This is a genomic window from Denitratisoma sp., assembly GCA_032027165.1.
Taxonomy (GTDB): domain Bacteria; phylum Pseudomonadota; class Gammaproteobacteria; order Burkholderiales; family Rhodocyclaceae; genus Desulfobacillus.
This window is the reverse complement of the sequence record JAVSMO010000001.1, coordinates 445,749-463,185: the sequence shown is the minus strand read 5'-3', so window position 1 is coordinate 463,185 and position 17,437 is coordinate 445,749. Positions and strand designations below refer to the sequence as shown.

Genomic DNA, 17,437 nt, shown 5'->3' with positions numbered 1-17,437 from the left:
AGTAATAGTAGATTCTTGCCGTTACCCCTGTCCGGAGCAGAAGGATGAAGGCTTTTCCCCTGCAGTCGCTGCTTGACCTGTCGCAGACCCGCATGGACGACGCGGCGCGCAAGCTCGGCCAGTTGCTGGCCAGCGAGCAGGAAGTGGAAAAGACCCTCTCCCTGCTGGAGCAGTACCGCGAGGAATACGAGGCGCGCTTCCGCCAGGCGGCCCAGACCGGGCTGACCCGCGAAGAGTGGGGCAATTACCAGTCCTTCCTGGGCCGGCTCGACGAAGCCGTCTCCCAGCAGCGCGCCCTCGTCGAAGCCTCGAAACAGCGAACGGTGGACGGACAAAAGGAATGGCTGGACAAACGCAACCGGGTAAAGGCCTTCGACGCCCTGTCGCAAAGGCACAAGGCCAACGAGGCGCACAGCGAGGCGAAGACCGAGCAGCGCGCCCAGGACGAGCACGCGGCAAAATCCTACCGCAACGACGGGCGCTGACCCCCCGTATCGCATTGCCTTTGGCTCCTTGGCACGCCCCTTGCTGTAAGGGTTGCATGCAATCCGTACAGCCCAGGAGCCAGCCATGACGCAAGTATCCGCCGCCCCCCAGCCGCTGCCCGGCATCGCCCCTGCCCAGGCCGGCGCCGCCACTGGTGCCGCCGAGGCGGCCGCCGGCACCGAGGGCACGGCCGATTTCGCCGCGGTCCTCAGGGCGCAATTCGGCCAGCCGGCAAAAGACGCCCCCGAGGCAGAAATTCTTGCCGCCCTGCTGCCGGTCCAGGCGGCGGATGCCGCCGAGGAAGCGGTGCCGGCCGATGCCTTGCCGATCGCGCCCGACCTTGCCGCCCTGCTGCCCGTCCTGGCCTCGCTGATGCCGCAAACGACCGCCGCACCTGCCATCGCGCCGGAGCAACCGGCGGCCGGGCCGGCCGGCAACCAGGCGACCCTGTCCGCTTCGCTGGACAGCGCCCCGCTCGTAGCTTCTCCCGCCCTGTCGGCGGAGGCAAGCGCCGATGCGTCCGATGCGGGGGAAGCCGCAGCGGCCCTTCTGCAGCCCGGTCGGCAGGCCGGCGAGCCTTCCGCACCGCCCCTCCAGGCCGACATGGCGCAGGCGGCAGCCGCCGCTCCGCAGATGCCGGCCGCAGCCGCCGAACACGCCAACCCGACCGCAATGGCGCATGCCGCGGCCCCGTCCGCCCATGCGGCCGCGGCCGACAACACCCCCGCTGCCGTCCGCGTCGACACCCCCGTCGGCAGCCGCGGCTGGGATGCCGAGGTCGGACAGAAAGTCGTCCTGCTGGTCAACCGCCTGGAGAGCCGCGCCGAACTGACCCTCACGCCGCCGCAAATGGGCCGGGTGGAAGTCTCCATCTCGGTCAGCGGCGACCAGACCAGCGCCGCCTTCGTCTCCGCCAGCCCCGCCGCGCGCGAAGCGCTGGAGCAGGCCCTGCCGCGCCTGCGCGAGATCCTGGCCGAAGCCGGCATCACGCTCGGCCAGGCCAGCGTCAATGCCGAATCGCCGCGCCAGGACCGGGAAGGGACGCCGGCAGAGCATCGCGGCGGCAACCGCAACGTCGAATCCGCCGGCACCGCCGCCCCCGCGCAGTGGCTGCGGCGCAGCGAGGGGCTGGTGGATACGTTCGCATGACGCCAAATGAGGGTGGAGTCGCCCTCATTTCGACGTTTGGACCGCGATTGCACGCGAAGATAATGAAAGCCATCGTTCAGGAGTGATTCATGGCGAAAGCGCCGCCGAAAAAAGAGGAAAAAAAACCCGACGCGCCAGCCGAGGATGGCGAGCTGCCGCCCAAGAAGAAGGGCAAGCTGCCGCTGATCCTGGGCCTGGTCGTCCTGCTGGCCGCGGGCGGCGGCGGCGCCTGGTTCTTCCTGTTCAAGGACCCGGGCGCCGACGCCGCGCAGCAAAGCACCCAGGCGCAGGCGCCGAAGCCGCCGGTTTTCGTGCCGCTCGACATGTTCACCGTCAACCTCGCTGCCGACGAGGGCGGCCAGTTCCTGCAGGTCGGCGCCACGCTGCGGGTAATCGACCCGGCGGCCGCCGACGCCGTCAAGCAGTACATGCCGGAAGTCCGCCACCGCACGCTGGGCCTGCTGGCCTCGAAGAAGCCCTCGCAGATCACCACCGCCGAAGGCCGCGAGCGGCTCGCCGAGGAACTCCGCCAGCACGTGAACAACATCCTGCTGGCGGCCGCCGGCCGGCCGGTCAAGCCGATCGCGCTCGACGTGCCGCTGCCGGCGGACGAAGCGGCACCCGCAGCCGACGCCAAGCCGGCGGAGGCGGCGGCCGAAGCCCCCAAACCCGCCGAGGGCGGCACCCCGCAGGAAGGCGCACCGGCCGAAGCCGCTGCCCCGGCCGATGCCGCTGCGCCGGCCGCAGTCGCCCCGGCGCCCGCGCCGAAGCCGGCCACCCTGCTCTCCAAGGCGGCGGCCGACGATCCGGTGCAGAGCGTGTTCTTCACCTCCTTCATCATCCAGTAGAAGAACCTATCTCGAGAACCCCCATGGACCGCGTTTTCACGAAAAGTGCTCAGCTGCTAGGCGCGCGACGCAGCCAAGGGTCATTCCCTTGGCAAGGAGCGCAACGCCGCAGATGGGCACTTTTCGTGAAAACCCTCCGGGGCGTGGCTTTCCGGGCGGTCTGCAGCGTTGCTGCGGCTCGCCGTGGAATAACCACTGTCTTCGCCGCAGCGCCTTGCAGCCCATCCCGGAAAGCCGCGCCGCGGCCATGCGGGTTCTCGAGATAGGTTCTAAGCCATGGCACAGGATTTTCTCTCCCAGGAAGAAGTCGACGCCCTGCTGAAGGGCGTCTCGGGCGAGGCCGAGGAGCCCGAGAAGGCCGAGGAAGGCGGCGGCATCCGCAAGTACGACGTCGGCCGCCAGGAGCGCATCGTGCGCGGCCGCATGCCGACGATGGAGCTCATCAACGAGCGCTTCGCCCGCTACCTGCGCATCGGCCTCTTCAACTACATGCACCGCACGACGGAAATCTCGCTCGGGCCGATCCGCGTGCAGAAGTACAGCGAGTTCATCCGCAACCTGGTGGTGCCGACCAACCTCAACCTGGTGCACTTCAAGCCGCTGCGCGGCACCGGCATGATCGTGCTCGACCCGAACCTGGTGTTCCTGGTCGTGGACAACATGTTCGGCGGCGACGGCCGCTTCCACACACGGGTCGAGGGGCGCGACTTCACGGCGACGGAGCAGCGCATCATCCAGGGCCTGCTCAACGTGATCTTCACCGAGTTCGAGAAGGCCTGGAAGCCGGTCTTCGAGCTGAAGCTGGAATACATCCGCTCCGAGATGAACTCGCAGTTCGCCAACATCGCCACGCCGAGCGAGATCGTCGTCGCCTACACCATCTCCCTCGAGTTTTCCGGCTCGACGGCGGAAATGCACGTCTGCCTGCCCTACTCGATGGTCGAGCCGATCCGCGATGTGCTCTACAGCGCGATGCAGAGCGACCACCTCGTCTCCGACAAGCGCTGGATCGGCACCCTGACCCGGCAGCTGCAGTCGGCCAACGTGGAGCTGGTGGCCAATCTCGGCACGACCGAGATCACGCTGGGCCAGATCCGCAACATGAAGGCCGGCGACGTCATCCCGTTCGATATCGACGAGACCATCACCGTCGAGGTCGACCACGTGCCGGTGATGGAATGCCGCTATGGGCTGCAGCACGGCCAATACGCCCTGAAGGTCGAGCGCTTCATCGCGCCCGACAAGTTCGAAAAGCACTAGGAGAACGCCATGTCCGATACCGATACCGCAGAACAGGTCAGCGCAGACGACTGGGCCGCCGCCATGGGCGAGCAGGCCCTGGCCGACGCCAAGGCGCAGCCGGCCGACATCTTCCAGCCGCTCGGCGAGGGCGCCAAGGCCGCCGCGATGCAGGATTTCGACATGATCCTCGACATCCCCGTGCAGATGACCGTCGAGCTCGGCCGCACCAAGATCTCGATCCGCAACCTGCTCCAACTGGCGCACGGCTCGATCGTCGAACTGGATGCCCTGGCCGGCGAGCCGATGGACGTGCTGGTCAACGGCACCCTCATCGCGCAGGGCGAGGTGGTGGTGGTCAACGACAAGTTCGGCATCCGCCTCACCGACATCATCACGCCGAGCGAGCGCATGCGGAAATTGAACAGGTAGCAGTTTTCAGTTTTCAGTTGGCAGTGGGCAGTTAACATCAGAAGAACCCACTGCCCACTGCAAACTGTCCACTGCAAACTGTCCACTGCCCACTGCAAACCGTCCACTGAAACCCGAATAGCGGCAATTTTCGCCGCCTAATCCCCGTCTCGCCCGGGCTTCGGCGGCAGTAATCTGCCGCCATGCGCAGATTGCTTCCCTCCGTCCTTGCCGCCCTGCCGGGCCTCGCCCTGGCGCAGGCTGCCCCCGCCGCCTTGCCGGATGCCGGCGCCAGCCTGTTCCAGGTGTTCCTCGGCCTGGGGGTCGTCATTGCCGCCCTCATCGGCAGCCTCTGGCTGCTCAAGCGCCTGTCGTCCCCGCAGGGCGCCGCCGCCGGCGCCCTGCGCATCGTCGCCGGCACCTCCGTCGGGCCGCGCGAGCGGGTGCTGCTGCTCGAGGTGGAGGACACCTGGCTGGTGGTCGGCGTCGCCCCGGGGCAGGTGAATGCCCTGCACCAGATGCCCAAGGGCACGCTCGCGGCGGCACCGCCCGCCCGGCCCGGCAAGGACTTCGGCGCCCGGCTGAAGCAGGTTCTGGAGCGCAGGAATGCAAGCTAGGAATCGCCTCGCGCTCGGGCTGCTGCTGATCGTCCCCTTCGCCGCCCAGGCCCAGGGCCTGCCGGCGCTGACCAGCACGCCGTCCGCCGGCGGCGGCCAGACCTACACGCTGTCGATCCAGACGCTGCTGTTCCTCACGTCGCTCTCCTTCCTGCCGGCGATCGTGCTCATGATGACGTCGTTCACGCGCATCATCATCGTGCTCTCGCTGTTGCGCCACGCCCTGGGCACGCAGACCTCGCCGCCCAACCAGGTGATGGTCGGGCTGGCCCTGTTCCTCACCTTCTTCGTCATGGCGCCGGTGACCGAAAAGATCTACGCCGACGCCTACCAGCCGATGGCGGAGAACAGGATCGGCTTCAACGAGGCGCTGGAGCGCGGCGCGGTGCCGCTGAAGGCCTTCATGCTCAAGCAGACGCGGACGGCCGACCTCGGCCTGTTCTCGCGCATCGGCAACGCGCCGAAGGTGGACCGCGCCGAAGACCTGCCGATGCGCATCCTCATCCCGGCCTTCGTCACCTCGGAGCTGAAAACCGCCTTCCAGATCGGCTTCATCGTCTTCATTCCCTTCCTCATCATCGACATGGTGGTGGCGAGCGTGCTGATGTCGATGGGCATGATGATGATGTCGCCGGTGATCGTCTCGCTGCCGTTCAAGATCATGCTGTTCGTGCTGGTGGACGGCTGGAACCTGGTGATCGGCTCCATCGTGCAGAGCTTCGGATAAGGACCCGCCATGACCCCCTCCACCGTCGTCGAACTCGGCCGCGTCGCCATCGAGGTCACCCTGCTGGTGGCCATGCCGATGTTCCTCGCCGCCCTCGTCACCGGCCTGGTGGTCAGCATCTTCCAGGCCGCCACGCAGATCAACGAGATGACCCTCTCCTTCGTGCCGAAGCTGGTCGCCATGTTCGTCACCCTGGTGGTCGCCGGTCCGTGGATGCTGACTTTGCTCACCGACTACATGCGCCGTCTGTTCGAGAGCATCCCCGCCCTCATCGGATGATCCCGTGCTGAGCATCACCGACGCCCAGCTCGACGCCTGGATCGCCGCCTTCATGTTCCCGCTGGCGCGGGTGCTCGGCCTCGTCGCCACCGCGCCGGTGTTCAACAACGCCTCGCTGCCGATGCGCGTCAAGCTGCTCCTCGGCGTGGCCGTGACGCTCGCCGTGGCGCCCATGCTGCCGCCCCTGCCGCCGGTCGCGCCGGCGTCGTGGGCCGGGCTGGCCGTCTTCCTCCAGCAGGGCCTCATCGGCATCGCGCTGGGCTTCACCATGCGCATCGTCTTCGCCGGCGTCGACCTCGCCGGCGAGCTGATCGGCCTGCAGATGGGCCTCGGCTTCGCCGTCTTCTACGATCCGCAGAACGCCGGCCAGTCGCCGATCGTGGCGGAACTCGTCGGCCTGCTCGCGCTGCTGTTCTTCCTCGCCCTGAACGGGCACCTGATGATGCTGGCGCTGCTGGCGGAGAGCTTCACCGCGCTGCCGATCGGAGTCTCGCCGTTTCCCGCCGGCTGGGAAACCCTGCTGCGCTGGGCGGCCGCCATCTTCTCGATCGGCGTGCTGCTGGCGCTGCCGCTCATCAGCGCCCTGCTCGTCGCCAACATCGGGCTGGGCGTCCTCACCAAGGTGGCGCCGACGCTCAACCTCTTCGCCGTCGGCTTTCCCGTCACCCTGATGGCCGGCTTCGCCATGCTGGCGCTGTCGATGCCCTACTTCGCGCCGACGCTGGAAAACCTCTTCGAACAGGGCTACGACGCGGTCAGCGCGGTGATGCGCGCCGGCATCGCGGCACGCTAAGCCGGCCGCGCACCAAAGCCCGGCCTGCGCCATAGCGGGATCGCGCCGCACTCGCCGTATTGGGCGGACTGACTTTTGTCGGGCTGCCATCGGCCGAAGCGGAAGTTCAAACGGCCAGGCGGCAACTGCCTCAACCGGCCAAGGGCGGACTGACGATTCCGGTTCCGTCCGTCCGGGATATTGGAGTTGTTATACGGACCCCGCCAAAGAAGATGCCTTGCGCATCAAGGCATTACAAGCGCATACTTTTGACCGGATATCAATTCATATCCGGACCCACGGGTCCGTCTAATAACTGTTGGGCCTCACACACCATGCGCATCCCTACTCTCGCTTGTCTGCTAACGGCCTCGCTACTCTCCGCGTGCGCCACTCCCTACAAACCATATGGCAGCCTCGGCGGCTACCTCGACAAAGAGGTCAGTCCGGGCACTTATATCGTGGAGTACCACGGGAACGGTTACACCACACACGAAAAGATTGAAGTGTTTCTTCGGCAGCGCGCGGAAGAACTTTGCCGTGGCCGCTATGAACTCGGGCCTGTCGAACGAACATCAAAGTTGGAGCGCAATCCCAATGCCGCATGGATTGTTCATCGCTTTCCAGTTGTTTCTGCTGAGGTCAAATGCAAAACATGAGGCCCAACCCGGCGGTTGACCTCGCTCCCTTCGGTCGCTGGACGCTGCGCGATAAAGCCGCGCAGCGCCGGTCACCTCTACGTTGATGGCCCACTCAGGGCCGCAAGCTCTCGTTCCAATAGACTTACGCCGCATTCCAGCGACTGACTTTTCCTGAAGACGGGATTTCCTTGCCGGTACCCGAACCAGTGCCCGGAGCCGGCGTGCCGGTACGGGATCAGGGAGACTTCCGGCTGACGCGGATGGTGCCCTCGGCGTAGCGCAGGGCGCCGATCACTTCCGACTCGATCCCCTCGGAATAGGCCAGCACGTCATAGCCGGCGTAGCCGCCCTCCCGGACGATCTGGTCGGCATTGCGCTTGAAGACGCGGCCGGCCTCGCCGTCGCCGCCGGTGCTGCGGAAGCGCTTCGAGCGCATGGTGATGCTGTAGGTGTCGTCGGACAGCCGCTTCATCTGGCCCTCCCAGTTGGGCGACAGTGGGTCGACGAAATAGAACACCGCGGCGCCGATCAGCATGGTCTCCAGCGAGATGCTGACGTTCGGCGTCAGCTTCAGCTCGGCGTTCGGCACGATGGGGTTGGCCGGCACGTTGTAGCGGGTGTTGCCCTTGCTGTCGGTGCCGCGCGAAATCAGCCCGGCGTCGAGCGAATCGCTCAGGCTCTGCGCCTGGTGATAGCAGCCGCCGACCAGGAAGGCGGCGGCAAGAGTCAGTCCCCGCAGGACGGCGAGAGTACGGCGCTCAGACATAGTTGAACAGCGACAGGTCCGTCACCTTGAGGAAGGACTTTTGCGCCGCTTCCAGGTAGCCCTGCTCCTGCGTCAGCTGGCTGATCGCCGCGGCGTAGTCCAGGTCCTGCAGGCGGGACAGGGTCTGCCGGTAATTCAGGTCGAGGTCCTCGCTGCCGCTGGCGAGCGAGTCGACTTCGTTCATGCGCGCGCCGATGCCGGCGCGCACGCGCAGGAGGTTCTCCTCCGCCTGGTCCAGGTTGGCCAGGGCAAAGCCGATGCGGTTGGCCAGCAGCGTGTTGCCGTTGCCGGCGGCGGTGGTCGCTTCCAGCGCATTGATCAGGTTGCCGAGGGTGGCGAACAGGCTCTGGCTGGAACTGGCGTCGATGTCGAAGGTGTCGCCGTCGGCGGGGTTGCCGGCGATGACGAGCTGGGCGCCGTAGTCGAAGGCCGGCTCGGCGCCCTGGCTCTTCAGGACGATGGCCTGGCCCGGGACGAACACCCTGGGATACGGTGCCGCGCCCGGGGCGGCGCCGGTCAGCAGGGAGTTGCCGCTGCCGTTGTCCACGATGTCGTAGGTCGTCACCGGCGGCGTGACGCTGCCGTCGACGGCGAAGCGGAGGGTGAAGTCCATGCTGTTGCCGGCCGCGTTCCACTTGGCCGGGTCCGTCACCGTGCCGGCGTCGATGACGCCGCTGCCGCCGTTCGATGCGGTCACGGCGGTGACGAAGCTGCCGTTGCCGTTGCGGATGCGCATGAAGATGTCGTTGCCCGAATCGCTCACGGCGATCTGGCGCGAGGCGGACACCTGCAGCCGGCGCTGGCCCTCGTCGCCGGCGTAGACGACGCCCGTGGCCACCGTTCCGGAAAACGGCGTGGTGTCGCCCATGTAGCCGGAGAACAGGTGCTGCCCGCTGCCGTCGGTGGCATTGGCCAGGCCCAGCAGTTCGTCGAAGCGCTGGCGCAGCTCGGTGGCGATGCTGCGCCGGTCGGTGTCGGTCAGCGCGCCGCCGCCGCCCTGCACGGCGAGGGTGCGCACGTTGCGGAGCAGGTCGCCGACGGAGACCAGGCGGCCTTCCTCCAGGCCGAGGTTCTCGCCGGCCGCCTTCTGGTTGGTCTGGTACAGGGCATTGGTGCCCCTGGCCTGCTCCACTTCCAGCGCGCGCGCGGCGGCGACCGGATCGTCCGCCGGCGTCAGGATGCGCCGGCCGCTGGCCACCTGCTGCTGGGTGTGCAGCAGGGACGACGTCTGCTTCTGGATCGACGCCACGCCGGCGTTGAAGATCATGCTGCTGGATACGCGCATCGCTATCTCCCTATCGGCCCATGCTGAGCAGGGTGTCGAACAGCTTGCCGGCGATCTCGATCATCTTTCCGGAGGCCTGGTAGGCCTGCTGGTAGCGCAGCAGGTTGGCGGCCTCCTCGTCGAGGTTCACGCCGGACATCGACTGCTGCGCGTCCTCGGCCTGCTTGAGGACGCTCTCCTGGGCGGTGGCCGTCACCTGGACCTCGCGCGTCTTGTTGCCGACGTCGCTGACGATCTGAGCATAGGCCGACTGGTAGCTGGCGGTGCCGCCGGCCAGCGTCTTGCCCGTCTGCAGGCCGGCCAGCAGCAGCGCGTTGCGGTTGTCGGAGACGCCGGCGCCGTTGGCGGAAATCGTGAACACGTCGCCGGCGGCCGGCGTGCCGCTGATCTGGACGGTCCAGCCGTTGTAGGTGATGCTGCCGCCGGCGGTGAAGGCGACGTTGGCCGGGTTGCCGGTGCCGGTGCCGTTCACGTCGAAGGTCGTCGGCGGATCGTCGAAGGTGATGGTCACCGTCTGCGTCAGGTTGGCGTTGACCGGCGGCGGGCCGTTCACGCTGCCGGCGCCGATGCTGCCGGTGCCGGTGTTGGCGTTGCCGGCGGCGGTGCGGATCGGCGCCGCGGCGGCGATGCCGCGCGCATCGGTCAGCGCCACGGCGATGTCGGCGGCGGCCGCGCGCGTCGGCTGGATGAGAAAGGTGTCGCCGGCATTGGCCGCGCCGGCACTCAGGCTGATGGCGAGGCCCTCCACGGTCTGCGGCAGGGCCGAGGCGGCGAAGATCGTGGCGTTGTCGGAGAGGCGCACCAGGGTGTAGTTGCCGCCGCCGTCGGCGGTCAGGCGGTAGTCGCTCGTCGTCAGGGCACTTGCGCTGGCGACGGCCACGCCGATTGAAGCGTTGCCGCCGTTGGCCGGCGCGTTCGGGTAGATCACCTGCGGCGCCGGCGAGGCGAAAAAGTTGCCGCCGATGGCGCCCGTCAGGTCCTGGCCGAGGCGGTGCTGGGCGTTGAAGGTCTCGGCCAGCCCCACGGCGATGCGGCCGAGGGCGTTCTGGGCCGTGTCCAGGCTCTCGCGGCGGAAGGACAGCAAGCCGCCCAGGGTGCCGCCGCTGAGCATGGATTCGGGCAGTGCGGCCGTGCCGCCGCCCGGCAGGGTGATGCCGACGGTCATGCGCGAGGCGTCCTCGCCGGACTGCATCGTCGCCAGGCTGAAGGACTGGGCGCCGATCACCACGGCCTGGCCGTTGCCGATGAAGACGCTGAGGCTGCCGTCCGATTCGGTGAGGGTGGAAACGCGCACCTGCTGGTTCAGCTGGGCCACCAGCTGGTCGCGCTGGTCGAGCAGGTCGTTGGCCGGCTGCGCCGGTCCCGCCGCCTGCGCCAGGATGATGCGCTGGTTCAGCGCGGCGATCTGCGTCGAGTAGGAGTTGATGTCGGCGACGGTGCTGGCGAGCTGGGTGTCGACGCCGTCGCGGATCTCGTTGAGGCGGCCGTCGACGCTCTGGAAGCGGCCGACCAGCGCCTGCGCCATCGACAACATCGACTGGCGCGCCGGGATCGATGCCGGGTTGGCGGCGACTTCATGCACGCCGCGGAAAAACTCGTTGAAGGCGGAGGACAGGCCGGTGCTCGAGTCGGCCAGCAGGCCGTCGATCTGGCGGATCTGGTCGGCGTAGGCGTTCAGCTCCGACAGCCGCGTCTGCGCGGTGAGCGCCTGGGTGGCGAGGAACTGGTTGTAGATGCGCTTCACCGTCACCACGTTGGTGCCCTGGCCGAAATAGCCGGCGCCGGTGAACTGCGGCGTGTTGGTGCTCTGGACGGTCTGCTGGCGGTTGTAGCCGGGCGTGGTGGCGTTGCTGATGTTGTGGCCGGTCGTCAGCAGGCCCGCCTGGGCCGCCGCCAGTCCCGATACGCCGATGTTGAATACGCTAGAGCCCATGTCAGATCCCGCTTTCAGTCGTTAACGGCAGGTTTCCGGAAAACTTTCATCATCCGAGCATGCCGGCGCGCAGCGCCTGGCCGCCGATGATGCGCTCCAGCTTGGCGGCGTACATCGGGTCGGTGGCATAGCCGGCCCGCTGCAGGCCGCGCGCGAACCCCGCCGCGTCCTGCTGGTTGAGCACCGCCGCATAGCGCGGGTTGGAGGTGAGCAGGCTGGCGTAGTCGCGGAAGGCTTCGGCATACGACGAGTAGGCGCGGAAGCGCTCCACCGTCCTCTGTGCGACGCCATTCACGTATTCGGTGGTGGTCGCCTCCGCCACGGCGCCCTGCCAGCCGCGGCCGGCCTTGATGCCGAACAGGTTGTAGGTCGGCGTGCCGTCGGAGAAGCGCAGTTCGGCGCGGCCCCAGCCGGTTTCCAGGGCCGCCTGGGCGATCATGAAGTGGGCCGGGATGCCGGTGGCGCGGCTGGCTTCGCCGGCCTGCGACCACAGGCGGCTGACGAACTCGCGCGCCGGCGCCGGCACGGCGGCGGCATCGGCGGGAACGACGGGCGCCTGGCGGGAAGGCGCCGCCGGCTGAATGGCTGCCGGCCCCGGCGCCTGCGGTACGCGCTGCAGCTGCTGCGGCGTGAATGGCAACCCGCCGGCCGCATCGTCGCCCGGCGCCTGCGGCGGCATTCCGCGCGCCAGCTGCTGCTCGATGAGGGCCGACAGGCCCGTGCTGCCCCGGGCGGACATCGTCTGCGCCAGCTGCTGGTCGAGCATCGACTGGTACATGCGCGACTGCGCGCTGTCGAACATGCCCTCCGCCGGCGAGGCGTCGCGCATCGCCTTCAGCACCATCTGCAGGAACACCGCCTCGAACTGCTGGGCGGCGTTCTTCAGCGCGGCACGCGGGTCCTCCTTGGCCAGGCGCTTGGTCTGCGCCAGGCTGTTGACGTCGATGGCGAGCTGGTTGGCGACGTTGGCCGGGGTCATGGCTAGATGATTTCCAGTTCCGCGCGCAGGGCGCCGGCGGCCTTCATGGCCTGCAGGATGGCGATCAGGTCGAGCGGCGTGGCGCCGATGGCGTTGAGCGCCTTGACCACTTCCGCCAGCGAGGCGCCGGCCTTGAGGGTGAGCAGGCTGCCGCCCTGCTGCGCGATCTGGATGTCGGCGCGCTCGGTGACGACGGTCTGGCCGCCGGAGAGCGGCGCCGGCTGGCTCACCTGCGGCTCGGAGGAGACCGTCACCGACAGGCCGCCGTGCGCCACGGCGCAGGTGTCGATGGCTACCGACTGGTTCATCACCACCGAGCCGGTGCGGCCGTTGACGATCACCTTGGCGGCGGTCTGCTGCGGCTGCAGGTCGATGTTTTCGATGCGGCCGAGGAAGGCGACGCGGCTGTCGGCATCGGCCGGCGCGCGCACGCGGATGCGGCGGCCGTCCTCCGCGCGGGCGATGTCGGCGCCGACGTTGCGGTTGATGGCCTCGACCATGCGCTGGACGGTGCCGAAGTCGGTGGTGTTGAGCTCCAGGTAGACGAACTCGCCCTCGCCCAGCTGCGTCGGCACGACGCGCTCGACGGTGGCGCCGCCGCTGATGCGGCCGACGGAAAGATGGTTGATCTGCACCTTGGAGCCGCCGGCCGAGGCGCCGGCCCCGCCCACCAGGACGTTGCCCTGGGCGACGGCGTAGACGTTGCCGTCGGCGCCCTTCAGCGGCGCCATCAGCAGCGTGCCGCCGCGCAGGCTCTTGGCGTTGCCCATCGAGGAGACCGTGACGTCGATCTGCTGGCCGTTGCGGGCGAAGGGCGGCAGCGTCGCCGTGACCATCACGGCGGCGACGTTCTTCAGCTGCAGCGAGGTGCCCGGCGGCAGGGTGACGCCGAGGTTCGACAGCATGTTGACGATGCTCTGCACCGTGAACGGCGTCTGCGTCGTCTGGTCGCCGCTGCCGTCTAGGCCGACCACCAGGCCGTAGCCGATCAGCTGGTTGTGCCGCACGCCCTGCACCGAGGCGAGGTCCTTGATGCGTTCGGCGCGGGCCAGGCCGGCATAGGCCAGGGCATAGGCGAGAAGGATGCAGGCAAGCAGTTTTGCGGCGCGCATGGCGGTCCTCGCTAGAACGGCATGAAGGTCAGGAAGAACCGCGACAGCCAGCCCATGACCTGGGCCGAGTCGATGAACCCGTTGGCCTTGTACTCGATGCGGGCGTCGGCCACCTGGGTCGACGTGACGGTGTTGGCGGCGGAGACGTTGGCCGGGTTCACCACGCCGGAGAAGCGGATGAATTCCTCGCCCTGGTTGATCGCCACCAGCTTCTCGCCGGAGACCAGCAGGTTGCCGTTGGGCAGCACCTCGATCACCGTGCAGGTGATGGTGCCGGTGAAGGTGTTGTTGGCGGCCGACTCGCCCTTGCCGGAGAACTTGTTCTCATGGCTGGCCTCGGCGTTCATGCCCTGGAAGGATTTGCCCGGCACCTTGAACAGCGTCGGCACGCTGATTTCCATGTCCTGCGAGCGCTCGGCGCCGGTGTTCGACTTCTTCGCCGCCTGGGTCTTCTCGACGATGTTGATGACGAGGGTGTCGCCGACCATGCGCGCGCGCCGGTCCTCCAGCAGCGGCCGCGCGTAGGCGGCCTGGTAGATGGCGCCGTTGGCGGGCGGCACTTCGTTGCGCGCCGCCGGCCGCGCCGTCATCGGCTGGTGCACCGCCGTCGGCGGCGTGCTGGTGACGCAGCCGGCGAGCAGCGCCGCACCGAGGAGACTGACTATGAAGTTGCGCATGTCTCTTCTCCTTACAGCTGCGTCAGGCGCGCCAGCATCTGGTCCGAGGTCTGGATCGAGCGGGAATTGATCTCGTAGGCGCGCTGGGTGGTGATCATGTTCACGAGCTCCTCGACGACGTTCACGTTGGAGGTCTCGACATAGCCCTGGTTGAGCAGGCCGACGCCGTTGGTGCCGGGCGTGTTCGGCGTGGCGGTGCCGCTGGAGGCCGTCTCCAGGAAGAGGTTCTGCCCCATGCTCTGCAGGCCGCCGGAGTTCACGAAGCTGGCGAGCTGGATCTGGCCGACCTGCACCGGCGTCGGCGAGCCGCTCTGCAGCACGGTGACGACGCCGTCGGTGCCGATGCTGATCGACAGCGCATTCGACGGAATGGTGATGGCCGGCGAGAGCGGGTAGCCGTTGGCGGTGACGACCTGGCCCTGGCTGTCCTTCTGGAAGGCGCCGTCGCGCGTGTAGCCGATGGTGCCGTCGGGCAACTGGATCTGGAAGAAGCCATCGCCCTGGACGGCGATGTCCAGGCTGTTGCCGGTCTGCGTCAGGTTGCCCTGGGTGAAGATGCGCTCGGTGGCGACGGGCCGCACGCCGGTGCCGATCTGCAGGCCGGAGGGGATCTGCGTCGTCGCCGAGCTGGAGGCGCCCGGCTGGCGCAGCGTCTGGTAGAGCAGGTCCTCGAACACGCCGCGCGCCCGCTTGAAGCCGTTGGTGCTGACGTTGGCGAGGTTGTTCGAGGTGATGTCGAGCTGGGTCTGCTGGGCATCCAGGCCGGTCTTGGCGATCCAGAGTGAGCGAATCATGTCGGTTCCTTTGCTTAACGGGTCGCCAGGACCTGCGCCGCGGCGCGGTCGTTCTGTTCGGCGGTGGACAGCAATTTCAGCTGCGTGTCGTACTGGCGCTGCAGCGAGATCATGGCGACCAGCTGGTCGACGACGTTCACGTTGCTGCCTTCCAGGTAGCCGGCGGACACCTGCACGTTGGGATCGACCGGCGCGGCGGCGCCGTCGCGCAGGCGGAACAGGCCGTCGGCGCCGCGCACCAGATCGGCCTCCGGCGGATTCACCAGCTTGAGGGTGCCGACCTGGGTGACGGTGTTCTGCGCGCCGCTGGTCGGCTTGAGCGAGATCAGGCCGTCGGCGCCGATGGTGATCTCGTTGTCGGGCGGTATCGAGATCGGACCGCCGTCGCCCTGCACGGGGATGCCGTTCCGGGTTTGCAGCACGCCGTTGACGTTCACCTCGAGGCTGCCGTTGCGCGTGTAGGCTTCCGAGCCGTCGGGCATGGCCAGCGCGAGCCAGCCCTGGCCCTGCACGGCGACGTCCAGCGAACGGCCGGTCTGCGCGAGCGGGCCGGGGGTGAAGTCGTTCGCCACGCTGACCTCGACGGCGAAGGCGCGCGTCGGCATGGCCTCGCTCAGCACCGGCACGGCGCGCAGGCGATGCTCCTCGGCGCGATAGCCCGTGGACACGGCATTGGCGAGGTTGTGCGCGATCGAGGCCTGCCGCCCGAAGAGGTGCTTGGCACCGGTCATCGCCGTGTAGATCAGCTTGTCCATCTATCGCTCCCCGCGCGCCGCCGGCCGCGCCTCAGCGCAGGTTCACCAGGGTCTGCATGATGGCGTCCTGGGTCTTGATCGACTGGGCGTTGGCCTGGTAGTTGCGCTGCGCCGTGATCATGTTCACCAGTTCGCCGGTGAGGTCGATGTTGGATTCCTCGACGGCGGCCGACTGCAGGGCGCCGAGGCTGCCGCTGTTCGGCGCGCCGACGAGCGGCTGGCCGGAATCGGCCGTCTCGCTCCACTGGTTGGCGCCGAGCGACTGCAGGCCGTTCGGGTTGGCGAAGTTGGCCAGCACGATCTGGCCCAGGTCGCGCGACTGGCCGTTCGAGTAGCGGCCCTGGATGACGCCCTCGGAGGAAATGCTCAGGCCGGACAGGCGGCCCGAGGTGTAGCCGTTCTGCGTCATGCTGTTCACGCCGAAGGTCGAGCCGAACTGCGTTGCCGTGGTCAGGTCGAGCGTGATGGAGAGCGGATTGGCGCCGGTCGTCACGGCGAAGGCCAGGGGGCCGATCGTGCCGCCGGTGTTGACCGCGCCGGCCGAGGTGAAGGTCATCGTGGTGCCGGCCGCCGGGGCCGGCGCGGCGCCGTCCATTCCCGTATACACCTGCCAGGTGTTGGCGGCCGTCTTGCGGAAATACAGCGACATCACGTGGGAATTGCCCAGGCTGTCGTACACCGTCATCGCCGTCGAGCTGTTGTAGGTGGTCGGGTCGGTGTAGAGGAAAGGCAGGGCCGGCACGGTATCGCGCGAATCCAGGTTGAGGCCGAGGGCGCCGGTCGTCGTCGGATTGGGCACCAGGTCGGAACTGCTGATCATGAGGTCCGTCGGGCTCGACGGCACGATGACGCCGGCGGCGTTGGCGACATAGCCGGTCAGGTGCGCGCCGGTCGAGTTCACCACGTAGCCGTCCTTGTCCACCAGGAACTGGCCGTTGCGCGTGAAGGTGATGGCGCCGTTGTCGCTCATGCGGAAGAAGCCGCCGCCGTTGATGGCCACGTCGAGCGGATTGTTGGTCACGCTGACGTTGCCCTGGGTGAACGACTGCTTCACCTGGGAAAGGTTGACGCCGATGCCGATCTGGCCGGAGCCGCCGCCGGCGATCGAGGCGGCGAAGACGTCGGCGAACTGGGCCGAGGCGCCCTTGAAGCCGACGGTGGCGGCGTTGGAAACGTTGTTGCTCACCGCGTCGAGGCCCTTCGCCGCCGCGTTCAGTCCGCTCAAACCCTGTTGAAAGCTCATCTTGTCCTCCTGCCTGTTCGATCGATCCGGTTACAGAATTTCCCTGACATCCGACATGCTGAAATTGCCGAGCGCGCCGAGGTTCAGGCTGACGCCCTGGCCGGTGCGCGCCACGCTGGACACCATGCCCAGTTCCAGCGTCCTGGCGGTGACCTTGGCATCGCCGCGCTGGGCGACCACCGAAATCGTGTAGGCGCCGTCCACCGCCTGGGCGCCGCTGTCGGTCTTGCCATCCCAGCCGATGCCGTGGCTGCCGGCCTCGCGGCCGCCCAGTTCGAGCGTCTTCACGGCGATGCCGTTGGCGTCCTTGATGGTCACCGTGACGCGGTCGGCCGGCTCTTCCAGTTCGATGCCGCCGATCGCCATGCCGCCGGAGAGCGCCAGGCCGGAGCCGGGCACCAGCACGCCGTGGCCGACGAGGGAAGCCGCCTGCATGGCCTGGTTCTCGTTGCTGCCCTCGAGGATCATCTTCAGCGTGGCGTTCAGCTTGTCGATGCCTTCCACCGTGCTGATCTGCGCCATCTGCGAGGTCATCTGGGCGTTGTCCATCGGATTGAGCGGGTCCTGGTTGCGCAGCTGCGTCACCAGCAGCTTGAGGAAACGGTCCTGCGGGCTGATCTCCTTGGCCTCGGCCTTGTCGCGCGCGCCGTTGAGCGCGGCATAGATCGCCTGCGACGGGTTGCTTGCGGTGTTCTGGACGGCGGTGCTCATCGTTGGATTCCTC

The 17,437-nt window shown here is 67.9% G+C and carries 20 protein-coding genes; 10 read left to right on the top strand and 10 right to left on the bottom strand.

All coding sequences use genetic code 11. From position 1 onward, the window contains the following. The first annotated feature begins 44 nt into the window (after positions 1-44). The 10 genes from fliJ (at position 45) to ROZ00_02235 (ending at position 7,187) form a co-directional block, all read left to right on the top strand. Positions 45-485: a flagellar export protein FliJ gene (fliJ, locus tag ROZ00_02280; GenBank protein MDT3735040.1), complete on the top strand. Its 441-nt coding sequence runs from the start codon at positions 45-47 to the stop codon at positions 483-485. 85 nt (positions 486-570) lie between these two features. After that, complete coding sequence (locus tag ROZ00_02275; GenBank protein MDT3735039.1) at positions 571-1,635, top strand: flagellar hook-length control protein FliK; 1,065 nt, start codon at positions 571-573, stop codon at positions 1,633-1,635. Positions 1,636-1,724: 89 nt separating this feature from the next. Then, complete coding sequence (locus ROZ00_02270) at positions 1,725-2,483, top strand: flagellar basal body-associated FliL family protein (GenBank protein MDT3735038.1); 759 nt, start codon at positions 1,725-1,727, stop codon at positions 2,481-2,483. Between the two features lie 276 nt (positions 2,484-2,759). Next, entirely contained in the window at positions 2,760-3,743 is a 984-nt protein-coding gene (gene fliM, locus ROZ00_02265; GenBank protein MDT3735037.1) for a flagellar motor switch protein FliM, read from the top strand. Between the two features lie 9 nt (positions 3,744-3,752). Beyond that, on the top strand, positions 3,753-4,154 hold the full coding sequence (gene fliN, locus ROZ00_02260; protein MDT3735036.1) for a flagellar motor switch protein FliN: 402 nt from the start codon (positions 3,753-3,755) through the stop codon (positions 4,152-4,154). A gap of 182 nt (positions 4,155-4,336) precedes the next feature. Beyond that, positions 4,337-4,750, top strand: coding sequence for a flagellar biosynthetic protein FliO (fliO, locus tag ROZ00_02255; GenBank protein ID MDT3735035.1), 414 nt, complete (start codon positions 4,337-4,339; stop codon positions 4,748-4,750). Then, positions 4,740-5,477, top strand: a complete 738-nt coding sequence (fliP, locus tag ROZ00_02250; protein MDT3735034.1) for a flagellar type III secretion system pore protein FliP — start codon at positions 4,740-4,742, stop codon at positions 5,475-5,477. Before fliO ends, fliP begins: the two co-directional genes overlap by 11 nt. Positions 5,478-5,486: 9 nt before the next feature. Beyond that, positions 5,487-5,756 (top strand): flagellar biosynthesis protein FliQ, encoded by a 270-nt coding sequence (fliQ, locus tag ROZ00_02245; GenBank protein ID MDT3735033.1) that lies wholly within the window; start codon positions 5,487-5,489, stop codon positions 5,754-5,756. Positions 5,757-5,760: 4 nt separating this feature from the next. Beyond that, positions 5,761-6,549 (top strand): flagellar biosynthetic protein FliR, encoded by a 789-nt coding sequence (gene fliR / locus ROZ00_02240; protein ID MDT3735032.1) that lies wholly within the window; start codon positions 5,761-5,763, stop codon positions 6,547-6,549. A gap of 314 nt (positions 6,550-6,863) precedes the next feature. Then, positions 6,864-7,187 carry a hypothetical protein gene (locus tag ROZ00_02235; GenBank protein MDT3735031.1) on the top strand — a complete coding sequence of 108 codons (324 nt, stop codon included), beginning with the start codon at positions 6,864-6,866 and terminating at the stop codon, positions 7,185-7,187. A gap of 217 nt (positions 7,188-7,404) precedes the next feature. Here the strand turns inward: ROZ00_02235 and ROZ00_02230 are convergent, their stop codons facing one another. Genes ROZ00_02230 through ROZ00_02185 form a run of 10 tightly spaced genes read right to left on the bottom strand, consistent with a single transcriptional unit; the run spans position 7,405 to position 17,424 of the window. Further along, entirely contained in the window at positions 7,405-7,935 is a 531-nt protein-coding gene (locus tag ROZ00_02230; protein MDT3735030.1) for a hypothetical protein, read from the bottom strand. Further along, positions 7,928-9,220: a flagellar hook-associated protein FlgL gene (gene flgL / locus ROZ00_02225; protein MDT3735029.1), complete on the bottom strand. Its 1,293-nt coding sequence runs from the start codon at positions 9,218-9,220 to the stop codon at positions 7,928-7,930. Before flgL ends, ROZ00_02230 begins: the two co-directional genes overlap by 8 nt. Positions 9,221-9,230: 10 nt before the next feature. Further along, positions 9,231-11,153, bottom strand: a complete 1,923-nt coding sequence (gene flgK, locus ROZ00_02220) for a flagellar hook-associated protein FlgK (GenBank protein ID MDT3735028.1) — start codon at positions 11,151-11,153, stop codon at positions 9,231-9,233. Between the two features lie 49 nt (positions 11,154-11,202). After that, complete coding sequence (flgJ, locus tag ROZ00_02215; GenBank protein ID MDT3735027.1) at positions 11,203-12,132, bottom strand: flagellar assembly peptidoglycan hydrolase FlgJ; 930 nt, start codon at positions 12,130-12,132, stop codon at positions 11,203-11,205. A gap of 2 nt (positions 12,133-12,134) precedes the next feature. Beyond that, the gene (locus ROZ00_02210; GenBank protein MDT3735026.1) at positions 12,135-13,244 is read right to left on the bottom strand and encodes a flagellar basal body P-ring protein FlgI; all 1,110 of its coding nucleotides are present in this window, start codon (positions 13,242-13,244) and stop codon (positions 12,135-12,137) included. A gap of 11 nt (positions 13,245-13,255) precedes the next feature. After that, complete coding sequence (locus ROZ00_02205; GenBank protein ID MDT3735025.1) at positions 13,256-13,921, bottom strand: flagellar basal body L-ring protein FlgH; 666 nt, start codon at positions 13,919-13,921, stop codon at positions 13,256-13,258. Between the two features lie 11 nt (positions 13,922-13,932). Next, on the bottom strand, positions 13,933-14,715 hold the full coding sequence (gene flgG / locus ROZ00_02200) for a flagellar basal-body rod protein FlgG (protein ID MDT3735024.1): 783 nt from the start codon (positions 14,713-14,715) through the stop codon (positions 13,933-13,935). 14 nt (positions 14,716-14,729) lie between these two features. Beyond that, positions 14,730-15,470 (bottom strand): flagellar basal-body rod protein FlgF, encoded by a 741-nt coding sequence (flgF, locus tag ROZ00_02195; GenBank protein ID MDT3735023.1) that lies wholly within the window; start codon positions 15,468-15,470, stop codon positions 14,730-14,732. Between the two features lie 31 nt (positions 15,471-15,501). After that, positions 15,502-16,713, bottom strand: coding sequence for a flagellar hook protein FlgE (flgE, locus tag ROZ00_02190; GenBank protein MDT3735022.1), 1,212 nt, complete (start codon positions 16,711-16,713; stop codon positions 15,502-15,504). A gap of 30 nt (positions 16,714-16,743) precedes the next feature. Then, a complete protein-coding gene (locus ROZ00_02185; protein MDT3735021.1) occupies positions 16,744-17,424 on the bottom strand; it encodes a flagellar hook assembly protein FlgD in 681 nt (226 codons plus the stop codon). Positions 17,425-17,437: the final 13 nt, after the last annotated feature.

Excerpts from the sequence above, each read along its gene's own strand:
- fliO (MDT3735035.1), top strand. The coding sequence starts at position 4,337 with ATGCGCAGATTGCTTCCCTCCGTCCTTGCCGCCCTGCCGGGCCTCGCC.
- flgG (MDT3735024.1), bottom strand. The coding sequence starts at position 14,715 with ATGATTCGCTCACTCTGGATCGCCAAGACCGGCCTGGATGCCCAGCAG.
- ROZ00_02230 (MDT3735030.1), bottom strand. The coding sequence starts at position 7,935 with ATGTCTGAGCGCCGTACTCTCGCCGTCCTGCGGGGACTGACTCTTGCC.
- fliN (MDT3735036.1), top strand. The coding sequence starts at position 3,753 with ATGTCCGATACCGATACCGCAGAACAGGTCAGCGCAGACGACTGGGCC.
- flgL (MDT3735029.1), bottom strand. The coding sequence starts at position 9,220 with ATGCGCGTATCCAGCAGCATGATCTTCAACGCCGGCGTGGCGTCGATC.
- fliM (MDT3735037.1), top strand. The coding sequence starts at position 2,760 with ATGGCACAGGATTTTCTCTCCCAGGAAGAAGTCGACGCCCTGCTGAAG.
- flgK (MDT3735028.1), bottom strand. The coding sequence starts at position 11,153 with ATGGGCTCTAGCGTATTCAACATCGGCGTATCGGGACTGGCGGCGGCC.
- ROZ00_02235 (MDT3735031.1), top strand. The coding sequence starts at position 6,864 with ATGCGCATCCCTACTCTCGCTTGTCTGCTAACGGCCTCGCTACTCTCC.
- ROZ00_02270 (MDT3735038.1), top strand. The coding sequence starts at position 1,725 with ATGGCGAAAGCGCCGCCGAAAAAAGAGGAAAAAAAACCCGACGCGCCA.
- ROZ00_02205 (MDT3735025.1), bottom strand. The coding sequence starts at position 13,921 with ATGCGCAACTTCATAGTCAGTCTCCTCGGTGCGGCGCTGCTCGCCGGC.
- fliP (MDT3735034.1), top strand. The coding sequence starts at position 4,740 with ATGCAAGCTAGGAATCGCCTCGCGCTCGGGCTGCTGCTGATCGTCCCC.
- fliQ (MDT3735033.1), top strand. The coding sequence starts at position 5,487 with ATGACCCCCTCCACCGTCGTCGAACTCGGCCGCGTCGCCATCGAGGTC.
- flgF (MDT3735023.1), bottom strand. The coding sequence starts at position 15,470 with ATGGACAAGCTGATCTACACGGCGATGACCGGTGCCAAGCACCTCTTC.
- fliJ (MDT3735040.1), top strand. The coding sequence starts at position 45 with ATGAAGGCTTTTCCCCTGCAGTCGCTGCTTGACCTGTCGCAGACCCGC.
- ROZ00_02275 (MDT3735039.1), top strand. The coding sequence starts at position 571 with ATGACGCAAGTATCCGCCGCCCCCCAGCCGCTGCCCGGCATCGCCCCT.
- ROZ00_02210 (MDT3735026.1), bottom strand. The coding sequence starts at position 13,244 with ATGCGCGCCGCAAAACTGCTTGCCTGCATCCTTCTCGCCTATGCCCTG.
- flgJ (MDT3735027.1), bottom strand. The coding sequence starts at position 12,132 with ATGACCCCGGCCAACGTCGCCAACCAGCTCGCCATCGACGTCAACAGC.
- flgE (MDT3735022.1), bottom strand. The coding sequence starts at position 16,713 with ATGAGCTTTCAACAGGGTTTGAGCGGACTGAACGCGGCGGCGAAGGGC.
- ROZ00_02185 (MDT3735021.1), bottom strand. The coding sequence starts at position 17,424 with ATGAGCACCGCCGTCCAGAACACCGCAAGCAACCCGTCGCAGGCGATC.